Here is a 17,818-nt window from a genome sequence, read left to right as displayed (position 1 = left end):
ATGGTAGTTGGAGATGCTTCCCTGGATATTGACACTCTAGTCATCGGCGCAGGCCCCGGCGGTTACGTAGCCGCCATCCGCGCGGCTCAGCTCGGCCAAAACGTATTGGTCGTAGAGAAGGAACATGTCGGCGGCGTTTGTCTTAACGTTGGCTGTATCCCTTCCAAAGCTCTGATCAGCGCAGCTCATCAATACGAGTCCATCAGCCACGCTTCCGCATTCGGCATTGAAGTGGGCGAAGCGAAGGTTAATTTTGACAAAGTGCAAGAGTTTAAAAACGGCATCGTCAAGAAGCTTACGGGCGGCGTTGCTTCCCTGCTGAAGGCGAACAAAATCCAATATTTCCATGGCGAAGTCATGTTCATCAACGAGAACGAAGCACGCGTCTTCAACGATCAAGAAGCGCCGCGCTACCGTTTCAAGAACTGCATTATCGCTACGGGTTCCCGTCCGATCGAGCTGAAAGCATTCCCTTACGGCGGCCGCATCGTTTCTTCGACAGGCGCGCTGAGCCTGCCTGAAGTTCCGAAGAGCCTTGTCGTGATCGGCGGCGGCTACATCGGCATCGAGCTTGGCCAAATGTACTCCAAGTTCGGCACGAAAGTAACGGTAATCGAAGGTTCCGATTCCATCCTGCCTGGCTTCGACAAAGACATGTCCTCGATCGTCGCGAAGAAGCTGAAAGGCACGAATGTCGATATCGTTACCGGCGCGCAAGCGAAAAGCGCGGAGCAAACGGACAAAGACGTTACGGTCACTTACACGGTAGGCGACAAAGAAGAGAAAGTAACGGCTGAGTACTTGCTCGTAACGGTCGGCCGTCGTCCTAATACGGACGGCGAGCTTGGTCTGGACCTGATCGGCGTCAAAATGACGGACCGCGGTCTGGTCGAAGTCGACCAGCAATGCCGCACGAGCATCCCGCATATCTTCGCTATCGGCGACATTATTGCAGGTCCTGCTCTTGCGCACAAAGCGATGTACGAAGGTCGCATTGCCGCAGAAGCGATTGCTGGTCAGCCAAGCGTTGTCGACTATAAATGCGTGCCTGCCGTTTGCTTCTCCGATCCCGAATGCGCAAGCGTCGGCCTGAGCGAGAAGGAAGCGAAGGAGCAAGGCCATAATGTAAAAGTGGGCAAATTCCCGTTCGCGATCAACGGCCGCGCCATGTCGCTTAACGCCAACGAAGGTTTCGTGAAACTGGTATCCGACGCTGACTCCGGTCTTGTACTTGGCGCGCAAATCATCGGTCTGGAAGCATCCAACATGATCGCCGAGCTTGCTCTCGCTATCGAGATGGGCGCTACGCTTGAAGATATCGCTCTGACGATTCACGCTCACCCAACGCTGGGAGAGATCGTGCTGGACGCTGCCGAGGTTGCGCTCGGACATCCGATCCACACTTTCATCAAATAATTGAGTATTATCCCATAATCGACAAGAGGTCTCGCCGCATCGGATGCGGCGCGGCCTCTTTTGCTCATTGACAATCTTTTCGTTAATGACGTTAATGATCGTAAGGAGATGGATAACATGATGTCTGAAAGCAACGAAAAGGTTCAGCTTCCAGCCAAACCGTCCAAAGACTCCAGAACGTTGATGACACAGCTCATCTTCCCCCTGGATACCAATCATCATGATACAATGTTCGGCGGCAAGCTTATGGAATACATGGACAAAGTTGCGGCCATATCCGCCATGAGGCACGCTCGCATGCGGGTTGTGACTGCGTCGACAGACAGCCTTGATTTTCTCGCTCCTATCCATGTAGGCGAGGTTATTGAAGTGGAAGCATTCGTGACGTGGACCAGACGCAGCTCCATGGAAATTTATGTGTCCGTGAACTCCGAAAATTTGTACACAGGCTCACGCAAAACGACAGTTACTGCTTTCTTTACCTTCGTGGCACTCGATGAGAACGGCAAGCCTGCCGAGATATCCAAAGTGTTCCCGGAGTCGGAATTGGAACGTCAGCTTCATGCCAGCGCTCCGGCGAGACATGAGCTTCGGAAGGCTCGCAAGAGCGACAGAACGTCAAAGGCGTGATATAATACTGGGATAAATAAGCAAGGAGCGATAGGGTTATGAGCAGCGAAAACCAATATTTGCAGTTGCTGCGAGACGTGCTGGGCAATGGCGTCCGCAAGGAAGACCGAACGGGTACGGGCACGATTTCGACGTTCGGCTATCAGATGAGATTCCCGCTGTCGGAAGGTTTTCCATTACTAACAACAAAACGCGTATCCTTTAAAATGATTGCGAGCGAGCTGTTCTGGTTCATGCGAGGCGATACAAACATCCGATATTTGTTGCAAAACAACAACAATATATGGAATGAATGGGCGTTTAAGCGTTGGGTGGAAAGCAGCGAATATTCGGGTCCAGATATGACCAACTTCGGCCTGCGCTCCCAACGGGATGAAACGTTCGCGGAGGCGTACAAGCTGGAGATGGCTGCCTTCAAGTCCAAAATTCTGGAAGACGAGTCGTTTGCCGAGCGTTATGGCGAGCTAGGGGATGTCTACGGGAAACAATGGCGGGCATGGAAGACCGCGCGGGGGGAGACGATCGATCAGCTTGGCGATGTCATCCGCACGATCAAGAGCAATCCGGATTCGCGGAGATTAATCGTATCGGCCTGGAATCCGGAGGATGTGCCGACCATGGCTTTGCCGCCGTGCCACACGATGTTCCAATTCTACGTGGCGGAAGGCAAGCTGTCCTGTCAGCTGTATCAGCGCAGCGGCGACATCTTTTTGGGCATCCCGTTTAACATAGCAAGCTACGCGCTCCTGACGCATCTAGTGGCGCACGAATGCGGCTTGGAAGTCGGTGACTTTGTCCATACGCTGGGAGACGCACATATTTATAGCAATCATTTGGAGCAAATCGAAGCTCAGTTGAGCCGCGAGCCAAAAGCGTTGCCGGTCTTGCGCATAAATCCGGACAAGCGTTCTGTATTCCAGTTCGAGCTTTCGGACTTGTTGTTGGAAGGTTATGATCCGCATCCGGCGATCAAAGCGCCGGTAGCGGTCTGATGCCCCGGAAGAGAGGTTAGAACATTGACCATAACATTAATCGCGGCGATGGACCGCAATCGTACAATCGGCAAGGGCAATGCCATGCCATGGAAACTTCCGGCGGAGATGGCTTTTTTCAAAGCGAACACTTTGGGAAAGACCGTATTGATGGGACGCAAAACATTCGAATCGCTAGGCGGCAAGCCGCTTCCCAATCGACGCAATATTGTATTGACCCGTCAGACAGACCTCGAGCTTCCGGGCAGCGAGATTGTTCATTCCGTTGAAGAAGCGCTTCGATTGATCCCGGAGGACGAAGAGCTGATGATTATCGGAGGCTCCGACATTTACGCGCAGTTCCTTCCTTACGCAAACAAAATATTGCTGACGGAAGTTGAGACAGAGATCATAGGTGGAGACGCAGCTTTCCCCGAATTCAATCCAAAGGAATGGCGGCGTATCGTCGGCGATCGCAAGGAGCCGGATGAACGCAATGCCTACGCCTTCACTTTCGTAACCCATGAGCGACTATAGATGAATTTGACTGCTTCCTGCGGTGTAGACATGATTTGACGAACGATTTGTCAATTAGTGCAAATGATTGTACGGATAATCCATTAACCATCCCGTCACCGGAATGCTAGGATATTATATTATAGTTACCGAAATTTACAACGGGTTGAAACGGTTGAAAAATGAATGGATTCCCGATATATTTTTAGAGAGAGCAGGAGATGCAGCAAACGGGAATACGGATGGAGGAATAGCGATCATGTCTACACCAACGGGATTTATGGAATATCAGCGCGAACTGCCAGCCGATCGCGACCCGATTGAGCGCATTAAAGATTGGAACGAGTTCCACAAGCATCTGTCAGACGAGCAGCTTCGCACGCAAGGCGCGCGCTGCATGGACTGCGGCACTCCTTACTGCCATACGGGCATAGAGCTGTCTGGATCCGTCTCCGGCTGTCCGGTCAACAATCTCATACCAGAATGGAATAACTTGATCTATAGAGGGTTATGGCGCGAAGCGCTGGAACGCCTGCACAAAACAAATAATTTCCCGGAATTTACCGGCCGGGTTTGTCCTGCTCCATGCGAAGGTTCTTGCACGGTAGGCCTGATCGGCGATGCCGTTACAATCAAGACGATCGAGCAAGCGATCATCGATCGTGGTTTCGAAGAAGGTTGGGTTGTTCCGCAACCGCCCAAAATGCGTACAGGCAAACGAGTTGCCGTCGTGGGATCCGGTCCTGCCGGGATGGCTGCGGCGGCACAGCTCAACAAAGCCGGGCATACAGTAACGGTGTACGAGCGCGCTGACCGTATCGGCGGCTTGCTCACTTACGGCATCCCGACAATGAAGCTGGAAAAACATGTCGTACAAAGACGTGTTGATCTGATGATCGAAGAAGGCATCGAGTTCGTGACGAATACCGAGATCGGCAAGGATATTGCAGCAAGCGAGCTTCTTGCGCAATTCGACGCGGTCGTTCTATGCGGAGGCGCTACGAAGGCGCGCGACGTAGAGATCGAAGGCCGCGATCTAATCGGCGTTCATATGGCGATGGATTACTTGAACGGTACGATCAAAAGTTATCTGGATTCCAATCTGGAGGATGGCAAATACCTCTCCGCCAAGGACAAAAACGTGATCGTGATCGGCGGCGGCGATACAGGAACAGACTGTGTCGCAACGGCATTGCGCCATGGCTGCAAGTCGATTACGCAATTTGGCACGGTCGGCAAGGCGCCGCTTACGCGCGATCCGATCAAAAATCCTTGGCCGCAATTCCCGAATGTGTATACGCTGGATTACGCACAAGAAGAAGCCAAAGCGTTGTACGGCGATGATCCCCGTGCTTTCTCCGTACTTACGAAGAAGTTCGTAGGCGACGAGAACGGCAATTTAAAGGAACTGCACACCGTTCAAATCGAACGTACGGTCGATGAGACGGGGCGCAGAATCTACAAGGACATCCCGGGTACGGAAAAAGTATGGCCGGCAGATCTGGTTTTCATCGCGGTAGGCTTCGAAGGACCGGAGTCGACGCTGATCGACCAGCTCGGTCTAGAGCAAGATCGCCGTTCCAACGTCAAAGCGAAATACGGCGAATACAGCACCAACGTTGATAAAGTATTCGCTGCAGGCGATATGCGCCGCGGACAAAGCCTTGTCGTATGGGCGATTAACGAAGGTCGCGAGGTAGCTCGCGAAGTTGATAAATATTTGATGGGTTCCTCAATGCTGCCTTAACGCAGCCGAGGAACGTCTTCCATAGGACATGGAAGAGTCAAGAGAAGGTAAAAGCGCCCTCGGGCGCTTTTTCTTGCTTTTATGGTATTATCGTATAGAAAGCGAGGAATGAACGATGATCAAATACGGATTGGATACGGTCGCCGAGCTCAAATTCAGCTCCTTCGAATTCCGTATCGAGCGCAGGGATGAACAATGGGTCGATATTTACTTGCAGCCTGGGCTTGAGGAAGAGACACCGGTCCCAAGCGATATGATCGCCTTTACGATATGGGTCATCTGCACGCATGACGGGACCGTCGTACAAATGCTGCCGCAAGATGAGGATTGCGACTGCGAATACGGCTTCACAGTGGGGGAGAAGGAGCAAATTGCCGCTTTTATTGCCAGCGAAGCGGTTCAAAGCGAAATCGCCAATCTAACTTCGCCGTAAGCAGGGAAGTTATGGTAGAATCGGTGTAATAGATTCGTAGGAGGGGAACTGCGGATGACAGCCGATCAAGCTTATGTGCTTACACCTCGGGACGTACGCCAGATACGAAATTACGTATTGAACAAATACGCCGGGATGCCAAGCCGCAAGCGCGCCGAGATCGTTGCCGATGCGGTGTCGCGAATCATTTACAGACAGCTTCCCGATTTCGACGGGGCTGTTAAACATGCATTAACAAGCCAACTGATCCGAACGATCGTATTAGAGGAGAACCGATCTGTCCGCAGCGATGATATTTTCCAACTATGTATGGAGCTTGATCACAATGATGAAGCGATACGCCGGCCTCTTGATCAGTGGGTCCGGGAGCAGGAGCGCAAACTGCAATCAACTGCAGAATTAAGTACTGGGGAGTTCGGAATAAGGGATTGGTCAAGCGAGTCTCCGATTAACGCGGTTGCAATGCCAGACAGTCATAACAAACGCATGCGTCGGCGAGTGCTAACGTATGGCCTTCTATGTCTGCTAATCGTTGCATCTATTACCTTATATACGTGGCAGTCAGCAACCCCCATCCTGCAAGGAGGGCGTCCTTCCGTCGTTATACCGGTGCCCCAGCAGCAGCATGTCGAGGCTCCACCGACCGCTCTTAACGAATTGCCTGCCGGATTGCGGTATGCTGAAGTCGATCGGGAACGGTTAATGGCTTATTTAAGTGAACGGAATTCGTTATTGGCGGAAAAGCACTATCTGGATGCGATTCTAAACACCGCGGAGCAATTCGACATTCATCCTGCATTGCTGTTCGCGATTACAGGGCAAGAGCAGGGGTTCGTGCCAGTCACTCACAAGAAGGCCAAACAAATTGCGAATAATCCATTTAACGTCTTCCACAGCTGGGAAGAGTTTAATACGAATATCGAACAATCATCGGCTATAGCCGCTCGGACGATTAATCGTCTCAGCAAGGACAGGCCGTCGGATGTGGATCCTATTGTCTGGATTAACAGAGAATACGCGGAGGATCCAAACTGGTCGAAAGGCGTCAGCTTGATCATGCGTGACATTGAAATGTCATTGGATGGATCCTAGCAGCCTGGAATGAAGCAAGAGAGGGAGCGGAGCTCATGATGAAGACGCTGGTCATTGCAGAAAAGCCGGATATGGGACGCAACATCGCTTCCGCTATTGAACCGAAGGCGAAAAATCATCGAACTTATATCGAAGGCGAACAGTATATCATTACATGGGCGATCGGTCATTTAATCGGACTCGCTGAGCCCGACGCTTATGATGAGAAATACAAGAAGTGGAATATTCAGCATTTGCCCATTATTCCTGATCAATTCAAGCTAGTGCCCAATCGCAAAACGATCGACCAGCTTAAAGTCATCGGCGAGCTGGCCAAGAAATGCGGATCGCTTGTAAATGGCTGCGATGCAGGGCGGGAAGGGCAATACATCTTCTCGCTTATTCAACGTCACTTGAAGCTGAAGCAGCCCGTTAAGCGGCTCTGGATCTCCGATTTGACGCCGGAGACAATTCGCAAAGGATTCGCGGAGCTAAAGGAAGGCAGCGAGTATGACAATCTGACCAAGGCCGCCACCGCGCGCAGCGAAGCGGACTGGCTGATCGGCATGAACGGCTCGCGCGCGTTTACGACGAAGCATAACGTCCTGCTTTCCGTAGGACGCGTGCAGACTCCCGTGCTGGCCCTAATTTACGATCGGCAGAAAACGATCGAGGCGTTCACGTCCCTGAAATATTTTGAGGTGGAGGCGACCTTCATCCAGGACGATACGACGTATCGGGGGATGTGGCAAGGCGAACGGATGACGGAGAAGGAAAAAGCGGAGGCGATTGCGGCCAAGGTAAAGGGCAAATCGGGGAGGATTGCATCTTACGAGATCAAGGATGTCAAGGAATACCCGTTCAAGCTGTATGACCTGACCTTGCTGCAGAGGGAAGCGAACGGCAAGTACGGCTTCTCGGCCAAAAAGACGTTAGACACTGCCCAATCCTTGTACGAGAAGCACAAGGTCATTTCTTATCCGAGAACCAACTCCAACTATGTGACGGAACAGAACATCCCTGAGATGCATAAAACCTTGCAATCGTTAAAAGGGACGACTTATAACGAATGGGCCGAAGGCGCGAACCGTTCCCTGGTTCATAAGGGGAATAAGTTCGTATGCAATCCCGCCAAGGTCGAGGATCACCATGCGATTTTGCCCACCAATCGCAAAGCCGGAGGATTGTCCCCCGATGAGCAGAAGTTGTACGATCTGATCGTCCGAAGATTCCTGTCCCACTTCTATCCGGCAGCGGAATATAAAACGCATACCGTTGTGACGGAGGTAGAGGGAGAAAACTTCAAAACGAACGTAAAGGAATTGCTCAGTTTGGGCTGGAAGGCGATTTATGCGGACCAAAGCAAAGGCAATGAGAAAAGCACGAAGAAGGGCAAAGAAGAGGAAGCCGAGCAAGAAGACGAAGTGAACGAGCCCTTTCATCTTGAGCGCGATCGTCCCGTGTTGTGCCGGAATGCGGCGATGAAGGAGAAGGACACTCAGCCTCCCAAAGCTTATACAGAAGGAACGCTGCTTAAAGCGATGGAAAGCGCAGGCAAGCAGATCGAGGATGAGGAAGTTCGAGATGCCATGAAGGATTCCGGGCTCGGAACGCCTGCGACGCGCGCGGCCACGATAGAACGGCTTAAAAATGTGGGTTACATCGAGATGCAAGGCAAAAGGATTTTGGTCACGCAGAAGGGAAGGACGGCCATCGAGCTCATCCGTGCGGCTGGCGTAGAGCTGCTTACTTCACCCGAAATGACGGGGATGTGGGAGAAACGACTGACCGAAATTGCGCGCGGAGGAGCATCCAATCTGCAGTTCATGGACAACGTGAAGAAGTTCGCCACTATGATTGTGGAGAAGGTCAGACTGCAGTCGCGTGCGGATGTAGCGGCATTTGGATCTGAGCAGTCGGCGGACCGCGGCAGAGGAAAAGGGGCGGCTCGTGGACCACGCTCATCTACAAGAGGGAGAGCTGGAGCCGCAGGGAGAAGCGAGACCGGCGCCTCAAAAACAACGAGGATATCTTCGGAGCAGGTCCAGGACGGAGAGCCCCGGACTATAGCGGCGTGTCCAAGACCGGGCTGCGGCGGGCGCCTCTTTATGGGACGCAAAGGCTATGGCTGCTCCAATTATCGCAGCGGCTGCAAGTTCGTCATCTGGAAGGAAAGCTTCGGCCGAAACTTGACGGAGGCGCAGGTCAAGGCGCTTGCGGAGAAAGGCAAGACTGCCAAACTGAAGCTGGTCCTGGATGACGGCAGCAGCATCGAAGGCCGCATTGTCGTTCGAAACGCCGCAAACGGCGAGCTGGCTGTTGAGAATTAGTTTGTGTACCTTTATTTATTATTTGCCAATAAAGCGGTGAATCGCCGGAGGAACATCTTGCAGATGATCCAGCGTCAGGAACGCGCCCTTAGGCTGCACGTTAATGCCAATGACGTTGTACTGCCATTCCTCCAATGTCCGCATATGAATGGCGTGGATGCCGGCTGTTAACGCCGGTACGACATCCGTACGGATGGAGTTGCCGATCATCCAGGTGTGTTTCCGATCAAAATCGCTGTTCTTCAGGATTTGCTCCAAGGCATCGTTGTTTTTCAGTTGGCGAATGTAGATGCGCGAGCCGAAGTAACGCTCCAGATTCATCTGCTCGATCTTGCGGCGTTGGATAAGCAGCTCTCCGCCTGTATAGAGATGAAGCTCATGTCCCGCCGCGGCCAGCGCGTCAAGCGTCTGCTCCATATGGGGATAAGGCTCTGTCTGATGTTCGTAGACGCCAAGACCCAGCTTCCACAGGAAATCGACTTCCACGGCTGAGCGCTTGCGTCCGGTCAGATCGCTGTAATACGCGTAGGTATCTATAAAGGATTGTGGGAAATGTTCGCTCTTGAAGCCGCTGTTCCCAATAAGAGCAACATCGATTTCGTGCTGCATCTCCCTTACGGAGTCAGCTGTTACGACCTCGTACCCTTGAAACCAGGTGGTCATGGAGTCAACGAATTGGTCCACTACGAAGAAAAAGTATTTGTTGCAATAGATAAGCGTGTCGTCGAGATCGAACAGGATCTGTTGTTTCATATGTGCAGTCTCCTTTGGCAAGGGTATAGCCGTGTATGATCAATCTACCGTAAAGCCATTGCAGAGTCAATCCAGAGGAGCTACATAGATTGGCCCTCACCTTCGCATAATGGTAGTGGAGGTGAGGACATGCCGCATAACAAAAGCAACAAAAAGAACAACCTTTACAACGAATCCAGCATCAACGAACCGGAAGTGACGGTCAAAGCGGAGAAGGGGGCTAAACGCCCGCCAAGCTTAAATGGCATAAACAAGCAGCAGAGTTAGCCAAGGGAAGCCATTCCCATAACGGGAATCGCCAGATCGCCATGTTGCTTAAGCGCTACAACAAAGGGGCTGTCAAAGTCGCATTGACTTGAACAGCCCCTTATTCCTATATAATAAATCCAGTCGGAATTAAGCGTATTTCAATTGCGAAGCAGCCACGACATTTTTAATGAATGCGATGCGCTTGCGAACGTAGAAGTCACGGCTATCTCCCCTTAAATCCTTGGGGCGTATCACCTCCTCCGTGTTGTTATCGATGATAACAAGTTTCCCGTCATTGTAAAACTTGAAAGTCAAATCTCGGTGTGGACGTGCTTTCTCGACATAGCGGAAATTCTCACAGTTGGTCTTCATGGTGATCTAGCCTCCTTATAGGGTTTATGAAGTTTTAGAACGTTTGTTCCTATTTTTATTATACCAAACATTTGTTCGGGTGGAAAGTGTTTTTTATTTCACGTAAACTAGATTTATAGAAGCTTTTGCAACGACAGAAAGGGAGCGGAAGATGCTACGGATAAAAGGATTGACGAAACGTATTCCCGGAGGACCGAAAGTACTCAGCGACATCAGCTTCGATGCTTACGAAGGGGATTTTATCGCGGTGAAAGGAAGCAGCGGCAGCGGCAAGTCGATGCTGCTGAAATGTCTTGCCTTGCAGGAAGCATGGTCGAGCGGAAGTTATCAGTTCGACGGCAAGGACGTGCTCGGGGGCGGCTGGTCTGCCAAGATGAAGGTCAAACGCCAGGTAGCCTATCTGGAAGAGAAGCCTTACTTGAATCCGGACAAAACAGGTCTCAAAAACGTCATTATCGGTTCCGTCAGTCAGACGCCAGCGTGGAGACGATGGACAGGCATGATGCGCAATGACGATTACATGGGCGCCATGGACATGATCGAGAAGCGCGGTTTGATCGACAAGGCCCATATGAAAGCGAAGCATCTCAGCGGCGGCGAACGTCAGCGAATGGCGATTGCCAGGGCGCTTGTGCACGGTGCTAAAGTCATCGTGGCGGACGAGCCGGTATCCGGACTTGATCCGCATGCGGCGGATGCCGTGCTTGGCGAGTTGAAAGCGCTATGCAAGGATGAAGGCATTATCGTCATAGCCGTCCTGCATCAAGGCGACTGGGCGGAAAGGTACGCGGACCGGATTCTCGGCCTTAACGGAGGGCAGCTGGTGCTGGATGTGTACGGCCGCAGGTTGACCGAACGTGAGAAACGACAGTTGGATTAACTTATTCGGGAAAATTGCATTTTTGGATGGATCTCGAATGGAATAGGCAGAACGGAGCATAGAATAGAGCATCTTTCAAGACAGGAAGGTGTGTTCTTCTATGCCTACTCCCAATCCGCTCGTCGTGCGGACGATAGTAGCTACATTTCCGAAGGCCAGCATTAAAATACCGCAAGTATCGGGGAGCTCTCATCCAGGCGCCGACTTGCTTATGAACGAAACGATTATGGCCCATGTCCGCCAGCTTGTTCACGAGCAGGGAAGCTTGGAAGATCCCAAAGCGGAGATGATCGGCTACTTTGAGCTCAAGACGAACGAAAAGGACGTATTCAGCTTGTCGTTGATCAACTATGCCTACACGGGAGGAGCTCATGGCATGACGCTTCAGGTCTCCCTGACGTTCCGATCTTCGACGGGCCATACTTATGAGCTTGAACAGCTCTTTAAGCCCGGAAGCGATTATGTTGGAGTAATCAGCAAGATTGTGGCGGCTGGAATCAAGGCAAGGGGAATCGAAACGCTAGAGCCTTTCAAGGCAATCTCGCCGGAGCAATCGTTCTACGTTGCCGACCGTTCGCTTGTGATCTACTTCCAATTGTATGAATTGGCTGCTTACGTATACGGCTTTATTTATTTCCCTATCCCGGTTTACGAGTTGCAAGCTATCATTGCGGAGGATGGACCGCTAGCTCCAATGCTGGAAGGTTAGAAACGACTTATAGTAGATTCCATAAATAAAATATCGTAATTATTAAAGCGTCCTGCCTGTTGGCGGGGCGCTTCTTGGCGTGCTTGGCGGTATTTGCCGGCAATAAGGGTCATGCAGTATGAAGCGCGATCATACATTATCGTAGGAGGCGATACGATGGTCGTTGCAATATTAGGCGTGCTGCTTGCCGCCATTCCGTGCTTGTTCAGTGTACTGGTCGCCCGGAAGGCTCAGCGAGGCTTGCGTGCCGGCACATACCAAAGTTTGATTCCATATGGCAAGGACATGCAAGCCGCACAGGATAAAAGCGAGCTCCAGCGGTTCGGTCTGCCGCAGGTTCTGCCCCGTAAGGGGGGAGGCCTGTCCGCCGCCGCGAAGTCGTTTAATGCTATAGGCATGGTCGGCGGCGCCGCCTTATTATTTGGTCCGGCTCTCGCATCCGGCGGCCCGTCTGTCATTGGGTTCGGCTTGCCGCTGGTCGCGCTGTTATCACTCTGCGTCAGCGCGGCAATCGCCGAGCTGGCTTCCGGAGTTCCGACTGCGGGAGGCGTCTACCATGCCGCTTATCAGCTCGGAGGACGCAAGTGGGGGATGAGGGCGGGTTGGCTTCAGCTTGCGGGAAATATGGTCAAGCTTGCACTGTTTATAGGAGGCTTTGCATATTTGGCTGATGGTCTGCTGGCCTCGCGATTGGGGTATGAAAGCTCGGCGATTTCGTTGTTTATCGTTGCCGCAACAGCTGTTTTGACTCAAGCGTTAATAGGGCAATATACATCCGGATTCTCGGAGAAAATAGAAGCAGGGGGCACATGGCTTCAATTAATCATCATGTTGTTGGCGCTTGCCGGGCTCACATGGTTGTTCTGGCCAGGGGATTATTCTCCCGTTGTTTTGTATCAAGGACTGGATAGCGGTTTAACGGATCCTGTCGGGCTGCTGCCGTTCGTCATCGGTTTGTTGTTGCTGTCTGCCTTGTTTACGGGCATGGATGGGGCCGGGCATGGAGCAGAGGAGATCGTGGAGCCGCGTATACGCGTCCCGTGGGGAATTTTTTTGTCCAGCTCCTACACCTATATAGGCTTGTTGATCGTTTTGCTGCTTATGACGCTTATCACCCTGCCTGGAAGCGGGGTGCTTGGGGAAGCTTACGGTGTACTTCAAACGACGGGACTTACGAGTTTTACGGAATATGCCGCCGCTGCCTGGGGAGGCTCTTACCTGCTCCCGGCGCTAATTCTCCTCTCTTTGTGGCAGAGCGGTCTGCAAACAATGACGTCTTGCTCCAGAGTCGCGTTTAGCTTGGCGAGGGATGGAGCGATTCCGTTCAGCAGCAGGCTGTCGATGTTCTCCTATCGACGAAACGCTCCACTGAACGCGATTTGGTTTGCCGCAACGGCGACCATCTTGCTGCTTGTCAGTACAGTTGTATGGCAAGCGAACGAGAGCTTTATTGCCCTTGTCTCGGCTTCGATTGTCTTATTGCATCTAGCAGCCGCAATCCCGATCGGCCTCAGATGGCAAGCGGATCGAAAGGCTGGGGCGGCCAAGCGCCGGATGACGAAAGAGGCATTTAAATCGCGACATGGAACCAGCGATCCGCCGCCTCCTTGGCATTTGGGGAATTGGGGGCAAGCCATCCGCCTGGTGGCGTTGGTCTGGCTTGTATTCAGCGCTATTATGACAGCGGGTATCGTTCATTCGTTCGGAGGTATCGTTGCTGCAATCGTTATGCTTGCCGGGACTGCGGGGAGCCGGCCTAATCGCGGTTAAGCAGCCGTCAAGCCATTGAGACGGTTAGCCGGGATTATGATCACGTCGACATAAGAATCTTGAGAATGTTCAGACAATTATGACAGGGAAGAGAGAAACGGGAAATGGAAGGGGAAGGTTGGGAAATGAAGGTCTGTTTATAATAATCATTTCCCGGGGAAGCGCAAGTTTTTACAGAATGAAGATTGTTTCGACAGCGCCGTCCAATAATGGGAGGAGTATGTGTCGAAAAGGGAGAAGTTATGAAAGGTGGCAGGTTTGGTCGGGAAATAAACGAGTTTTTGCCATGATCTCCCTCCTGGGCGTATAATAAGAAGGATAGAACAGTTACGAGGAGGGGCAGTTGCATGGTACATACGGCGGTCACGCCTGCCATCTTATCGCTGCAGGTCGGGAAACCCGTCCTTATTGCCCATGGCGCCAAGGAGGTGCTCAGCGGCATCTTCAAGACATCAACAACGGATGCGGTATTTGCAGGTGCAAATGGCCTGGAGGGGGATGGTCAAGGCGACTTGATCAACCATGGAGGACCGGACAAAGCGATATGCGTATATAGCGCGGCCCGATATCCTTACTGGGAGTCCGAATTCGGACGGCCATTTCTGCCAGGAGCCTTCGGAGAAAATCTGACGATCGAACCCTGGACGGAACAGGAGCTCTGCATTGGCGATATCGTAGCGGCAGGCGAAGTTCTGCTGCAGGTTAGCCAGCCGAGGCAGCCTTGTTACAAGCTGGGACTTCGCAATGAGCTACAGGAGCTGCCTGTACGAGTACAGCAGACGGGGTACTCCGGCTTTTATTTCCGAGTGCTGAAGGAAGGATATTTGGCTGCCGGAGAGAAGCTTAGGATCGCAGAGCGCCATCCTGCCGGAATTACCGTCATGGAGGCGAATTTCATCATGTATCATCAAAAGGATAACGAGTCCGCTATCCTGAAGCTGCTGAGCGTGAAAGAGCTGGCTGCCAGCTGGCAAGAGCAGCTGGGCAAGCGGCTGGACAAGCTTCGCGGCGGAGCATAACGTTACCCGAGCGGAGAGGAGAAGCATGGTGTCCGACATTGAACAACAAGCGGCAGACGCAGCGTCGCGATATGGCTGGCAAGGTCCATTTCGCACGGAAGCTGCCGCAGTCAGCGGCATGAACAATACGACACGAATCATCAGCTGCGGCAAGGACAAATACGTGCTCAGGCTCTATAACAACCATGGCGACGCCGATACCGTTCGTCTGGAGCATGACATGTTGAAGGCGCTTTCGAACAAGTATTTAACGTTCCGGATCCCGAGTCCTGTCTACAATCTGGATGGAAGTACAATAACGGAACTACCGGACGGCAAGCTTGCTTGCCTGTTCACCTACATAGAAGGAGAACGTCCCTCGCCAGAGAAGAGTGCCCACGTGAAGGCGCTTGGAGCGGCATGCGGCGAGCTGAGCCGAATCCTTAGCGGCATTAAATTCAAAGCAGCTTCCGGGTACAGCCCCTATTATGATTTGGCAGAGACATATGCCTCCATGGACAAGGCTTCGCTCCTCGGACTTGCTGACAGCGATGCCGGCATTGCCGAACGGATCCCGAAGCTGGAGTATTTGCAAAATGAACGAGAACGCGTGCTTCAAGCTTGCAAAAACGTGGCCCAATTGCCGCAGCAATGGATTCATGGCGACATTTGCTTCGGAAACGCACTGAGCATCGGGGACGCCATCTCAGGCATTCTCGACTTCGAATTCGTCACGATGGATTGCCGTGCCATGGAGCTTGCTGTCCTTCTAGTTGATCTGCTGAAGCCGGAGTTGGCGATAGGAAGCAAGGAACGGTTGGAGCTCGCCGCGCGGGCCTTCCAGACCGCGGTCCCTCTTAGCTCCGAAGAGAGGAATCTGCTTCCGACGCTAATGAAGCTGCGTTTGCTCGACGTAGCGCTTCACTTCGCCGTTCGTTACCGCGATGGTCTGGACGGTCCGGAAGTATTGGCGGACATAGTGGACAACTGCGCTTTTGGTTGCGAATGGCTTGCGTTTAACCCTCTTGATTTTTGAACTCACACTACTTAGGAGGAATTAGGAATGAGTCTTGCACAAGCGTTAGGATATAAGGAATCTGACCGATTGCTGTTAGTAAATGCAGACGATTACGGTCTAAACCATTCTGTGAACATAGCGGCTCAGGCTTTGTTGGAATCGGGCGATATCAGTTCGGCTACATTGATGACCCCGTGCGCCTGGGCGCGAGAGGCTGCGTTATGGAGTGCCGAACGTCCGCATCTGGATGTTGGCATCCACTTTACCTTCACTAGCGAGTGGGGGCCTTATAAGTGGGGACCTGTTACGACTAATGCGGATGTATCCTCGCTCGTAACGAAGGAAGGATATTTCCATGCCGATTCCAAGTCGTTCGAGGAGCATGCCGATGGCGAGCAAGTAAAAATCGAGTTGATCAATCAAGTCGAACGCGCGATAGCTCTGGGCATGCAGCCTTCCCATGCGGACAATCACATGGGCAGTCTGTACGGCCTGCAGACAGGCAAACACTTTATGTCGCAAGTGCTGGACGTATGCGCGGCGTACGGCCTGCCGTTCCGCCTCCCGAGATTTGTGACGACGGAGCCTGGACAAGTCGCTCCGCCGCATGTGGAGGAACAGGCCAGGCAAGTAGCCGCGCTCGCGGATTCCAAAGGCGTGGTCATTCTCGATTATTTGGTTGGACTGCCTTTCCGCCTGGAGGAGAATGAAACCTACGACGGCTTCAAGTCGTCCATGAAAGCATTATTGTCGGGATTGCAGCCGGGCGTAACCGAGCTGATCATCCATCCTTCCGTTGCTAACGAAGAATTGAACGTCTTCCATCTGGAGCCTGCGAAGCGGGTGATGGAGTACGATATTTTCCGGGATGAGGAGATCAAGCGGCATCTGAAGGACGAAGGGGTTATTATGATCCGTTGGAGCGATCTCCGCAAGCTTCAGCAGGAGCGGGCAGGGCAAGGTCAATAACAAGAAGGGACTGTGGAATGGATGTCATATGATTTCATCAGGACGCTGACGCAAGATGTGAAGACGAATATCGGGAAGGTAATCGTAGGCAAGGAGGATGTGATTGATCTGCTGCTGATCGGATTGATCACCTCCGGTCATGTACTGCTGGAGGACGTGCCGGGCACCGGCAAAACCATGCTGGCCAAGTCGTTCGCAAAATCGTTGTCGCTCGACTTCAAACGGATACAATTTACGCCGGATTTGCTGCCATCCGATCTCAGCGGCATTCACTTCTATGATCAGAAGCGGAACGACTTCGTCTTCCGAGCCGGCCCGCTTTTTACGAATTTGCTGCTGGCGGACGAGATTAACCGCGCAACGCCGCGCACGCAGTCCAGCTTGTTGGAATGTATGGAAGAGAGGCAGGTGAGCATTGACGGAGAGACGAAGACGCTTGATCGTCCGTTTATGGTCATCGCAACGCAGAATCCCGTCGAGCATCAAGGCACGTTCCCGCTGCCCGAGGCGCAGCTCGACCGCTTCTTGTTCAAGGTGAGGATGGGCTATCCGAGTCAGGACGAAGGCATGGCGTTGCTTAAGCGATTCAAGTCGGAGGATCCGCTTGCCCGATTGGAAGCCATTGCAGGCTCAGCCGAGATTGAAGCGGCACAGCGCGCATATGCGACAGTTCCGATTCACGATGACGTGCTCCGATACTTGCTGCAGCTGGTTGAGCGTACACGGGGACGGGAGGATGTGGCGATCGGAGTCAGTCCGCGCGGCAGTCAAGCGCTTCTGCGCGCTGCTCAGGTGCATGCCGTTCTCAAAGGCAGGGACTTCGTCGCGCCTGATGATGTAAAAGCAATGGCTAAGCCGGTGATGTGCCATCGATTATCGCTGCGCGGAATGGCAAGAGGGGCTCAAGGAGAAGCCGAGCGGATTATCGAAGATATCATCAAGGGAACGGAAGTGCCGGCGGAAGCCGGGCTGACCGCAGGTTAACG

At 52.5% G+C, this 17,818-nt stretch carries 18 protein-coding genes; 16 read left to right on the top strand and 2 right to left on the bottom strand.

Annotation, left to right across the window (positions count from 1 at the left end):
• From lpdA to KJW29_RS10545, 8 genes are all read left to right on the top strand, one after another.
• Positions 1-1,416: a dihydrolipoyl dehydrogenase gene (gene lpdA, locus KJW29_RS10580; RefSeq protein WP_214629771.1), complete on the top strand. Its 1,416-nt coding sequence runs from the start codon at positions 1-3 to the stop codon at positions 1,414-1,416.
• A gap of 117 nt (positions 1,417-1,533) precedes the next feature.
• The gene (locus KJW29_RS10575) at positions 1,534-2,046 is read left to right on the top strand and encodes an acyl-CoA thioesterase (RefSeq protein WP_087569362.1); all 513 of its coding nucleotides are present in this window, start codon (positions 1,534-1,536) and stop codon (positions 2,044-2,046) included.
• Positions 2,047-2,084: 38 nt separating this feature from the next.
• Positions 2,085-3,038: a thymidylate synthase gene (locus KJW29_RS10570; protein ID WP_214629770.1), complete on the top strand. Its 954-nt coding sequence runs from the start codon at positions 2,085-2,087 to the stop codon at positions 3,036-3,038.
• Positions 3,039-3,062: 24 nt separating this feature from the next.
• Entirely contained in the window at positions 3,063-3,554 is a 492-nt protein-coding gene (locus KJW29_RS10565) for a dihydrofolate reductase (RefSeq protein WP_108992884.1), read from the top strand.
• A 238-nt stretch (positions 3,555-3,792) separates the two neighbouring features.
• The gene (locus KJW29_RS10560) at positions 3,793-5,280 is read left to right on the top strand and encodes a glutamate synthase subunit beta (RefSeq protein WP_214629769.1); all 1,488 of its coding nucleotides are present in this window, start codon (positions 3,793-3,795) and stop codon (positions 5,278-5,280) included.
• A gap of 115 nt (positions 5,281-5,395) precedes the next feature.
• Positions 5,396-5,713: a hypothetical protein gene (locus KJW29_RS10555; RefSeq protein ID WP_214629768.1), complete on the top strand. Its 318-nt coding sequence runs from the start codon at positions 5,396-5,398 to the stop codon at positions 5,711-5,713.
• 54 nt (positions 5,714-5,767) lie between these two features.
• Positions 5,768-6,805, top strand: a complete 1,038-nt coding sequence (locus tag KJW29_RS10550; RefSeq protein ID WP_214629767.1) for a glucosaminidase domain-containing protein — start codon at positions 5,768-5,770, stop codon at positions 6,803-6,805.
• Positions 6,806-6,843: 38 nt separating this feature from the next.
• Positions 6,844-9,114, top strand: coding sequence for a type IA DNA topoisomerase (locus KJW29_RS10545; protein WP_214631084.1), 2,271 nt, complete (start codon positions 6,844-6,846; stop codon positions 9,112-9,114).
• A gap of 18 nt (positions 9,115-9,132) precedes the next feature.
• Here KJW29_RS10545 and KJW29_RS10540 read toward each other — a convergent pair whose 3' ends face one another.
• A complete protein-coding gene (locus KJW29_RS10540; RefSeq protein ID WP_214629766.1) occupies positions 9,133-9,867 on the bottom strand; it encodes an HAD family hydrolase in 735 nt (244 codons plus the stop codon).
• Between the two features lie 129 nt (positions 9,868-9,996).
• Here KJW29_RS10540 and KJW29_RS10535 point away from each other — a divergent pair, with 129 nt between their 5' ends.
• Entirely contained in the window at positions 9,997-10,134 is a 138-nt protein-coding gene (locus KJW29_RS10535) for a hypothetical protein (RefSeq protein ID WP_187100488.1), read from the top strand.
• A gap of 129 nt (positions 10,135-10,263) precedes the next feature.
• Here KJW29_RS10535 and KJW29_RS10530 read toward each other — a convergent pair whose 3' ends face one another.
• The gene (locus KJW29_RS10530; protein ID WP_108992887.1) at positions 10,264-10,488 is read right to left on the bottom strand and encodes a hypothetical protein; all 225 of its coding nucleotides are present in this window, start codon (positions 10,486-10,488) and stop codon (positions 10,264-10,266) included.
• Between the two features lie 151 nt (positions 10,489-10,639).
• Between KJW29_RS10530 and KJW29_RS10525 the strand changes: the two genes are divergently transcribed.
• From KJW29_RS10525 to KJW29_RS10495, 7 genes are all read left to right on the top strand, one after another.
• Positions 10,640-11,368: a phosphonate ABC transporter ATP-binding protein gene (locus tag KJW29_RS10525; protein ID WP_087569259.1), complete on the top strand. Its 729-nt coding sequence runs from the start codon at positions 10,640-10,642 to the stop codon at positions 11,366-11,368.
• A 100-nt stretch (positions 11,369-11,468) separates the two neighbouring features.
• Positions 11,469-12,077 carry a DUF3298 and DUF4163 domain-containing protein gene (locus tag KJW29_RS10520; RefSeq protein WP_214629765.1) on the top strand — a complete coding sequence of 203 codons (609 nt, stop codon included), beginning with the start codon at positions 11,469-11,471 and terminating at the stop codon, positions 12,075-12,077.
• Between the two features lie 156 nt (positions 12,078-12,233).
• Positions 12,234-13,847 (top strand): amino acid permease, encoded by a 1,614-nt coding sequence (locus tag KJW29_RS10515; protein WP_214629764.1) that lies wholly within the window; start codon positions 12,234-12,236, stop codon positions 13,845-13,847.
• Positions 13,848-14,194: 347 nt separating this feature from the next.
• Positions 14,195-14,866 (top strand): MOSC domain-containing protein, encoded by a 672-nt coding sequence (locus KJW29_RS10510; protein WP_214629763.1) that lies wholly within the window; start codon positions 14,195-14,197, stop codon positions 14,864-14,866.
• A 25-nt stretch (positions 14,867-14,891) separates the two neighbouring features.
• Positions 14,892-15,881: a phosphotransferase gene (locus tag KJW29_RS10505; RefSeq protein ID WP_214629762.1), complete on the top strand. Its 990-nt coding sequence runs from the start codon at positions 14,892-14,894 to the stop codon at positions 15,879-15,881.
• A gap of 27 nt (positions 15,882-15,908) precedes the next feature.
• Positions 15,909-16,832, top strand: a complete 924-nt coding sequence (locus tag KJW29_RS10500; RefSeq protein ID WP_214629761.1) for a polysaccharide deacetylase family protein — start codon at positions 15,909-15,911, stop codon at positions 16,830-16,832.
• 21 nt (positions 16,833-16,853) lie between these two features.
• Entirely contained in the window at positions 16,854-17,816 is a 963-nt protein-coding gene (locus tag KJW29_RS10495; protein ID WP_214629760.1) for an AAA family ATPase, read from the top strand.
• Positions 17,817-17,818: the final 2 nt, after the last annotated feature.

The sequence above is a fragment of the Paenibacillus agaridevorans genome (genome assembly GCF_018604145.1).
Classification (GTDB): Bacteria; Bacillota; Bacilli; order Paenibacillales; family Paenibacillaceae; genus Pristimantibacillus; species Pristimantibacillus agaridevorans.
This window is presented reverse-complemented; position numbering and strand designations above follow the sequence as displayed.

Excerpts from the sequence above, each read along its gene's own strand:
- KJW29_RS10555 (WP_214629768.1), top strand. The coding sequence starts at position 5,396 with ATGATCAAATACGGATTGGATACGGTCGCCGAGCTCAAATTCAGCTCC.
- KJW29_RS10510 (WP_214629763.1), top strand. The coding sequence starts at position 14,195 with ATGGTACATACGGCGGTCACGCCTGCCATCTTATCGCTGCAGGTCGGG.
- KJW29_RS10525 (WP_087569259.1), top strand. The coding sequence starts at position 10,640 with ATGCTACGGATAAAAGGATTGACGAAACGTATTCCCGGAGGACCGAAA.
- KJW29_RS10545 (WP_214631084.1), top strand. The coding sequence starts at position 6,844 with ATGAAGACGCTGGTCATTGCAGAAAAGCCGGATATGGGACGCAACATC.
- KJW29_RS10520 (WP_214629765.1), top strand. The coding sequence starts at position 11,469 with ATGCCTACTCCCAATCCGCTCGTCGTGCGGACGATAGTAGCTACATTT.
- KJW29_RS10505 (WP_214629762.1), top strand. The coding sequence starts at position 14,892 with ATGGTGTCCGACATTGAACAACAAGCGGCAGACGCAGCGTCGCGATAT.
- KJW29_RS10550 (WP_214629767.1), top strand. The coding sequence starts at position 5,768 with ATGACAGCCGATCAAGCTTATGTGCTTACACCTCGGGACGTACGCCAG.
- KJW29_RS10500 (WP_214629761.1), top strand. The coding sequence starts at position 15,909 with ATGAGTCTTGCACAAGCGTTAGGATATAAGGAATCTGACCGATTGCTG.
- KJW29_RS10560 (WP_214629769.1), top strand. The coding sequence starts at position 3,793 with ATGTCTACACCAACGGGATTTATGGAATATCAGCGCGAACTGCCAGCC.
- KJW29_RS10540 (WP_214629766.1), bottom strand. The coding sequence starts at position 9,867 with ATGAAACAACAGATCCTGTTCGATCTCGACGACACGCTTATCTATTGC.
- KJW29_RS10535 (WP_187100488.1), top strand. The coding sequence starts at position 9,997 with ATGCCGCATAACAAAAGCAACAAAAAGAACAACCTTTACAACGAATCC.
- KJW29_RS10530 (WP_108992887.1), bottom strand. The coding sequence starts at position 10,488 with ATGAAGACCAACTGTGAGAATTTCCGCTATGTCGAGAAAGCACGTCCA.
- KJW29_RS10575 (WP_087569362.1), top strand. The coding sequence starts at position 1,534 with ATGATGTCTGAAAGCAACGAAAAGGTTCAGCTTCCAGCCAAACCGTCC.
- KJW29_RS10515 (WP_214629764.1), top strand. The coding sequence starts at position 12,234 with ATGGTCGTTGCAATATTAGGCGTGCTGCTTGCCGCCATTCCGTGCTTG.
- KJW29_RS10570 (WP_214629770.1), top strand. The coding sequence starts at position 2,085 with ATGAGCAGCGAAAACCAATATTTGCAGTTGCTGCGAGACGTGCTGGGC.
- KJW29_RS10495 (WP_214629760.1), top strand. The coding sequence starts at position 16,854 with ATGTCATATGATTTCATCAGGACGCTGACGCAAGATGTGAAGACGAAT.
- lpdA (WP_214629771.1), top strand. The coding sequence starts at position 1 with ATGGTAGTTGGAGATGCTTCCCTGGATATTGACACTCTAGTCATCGGC.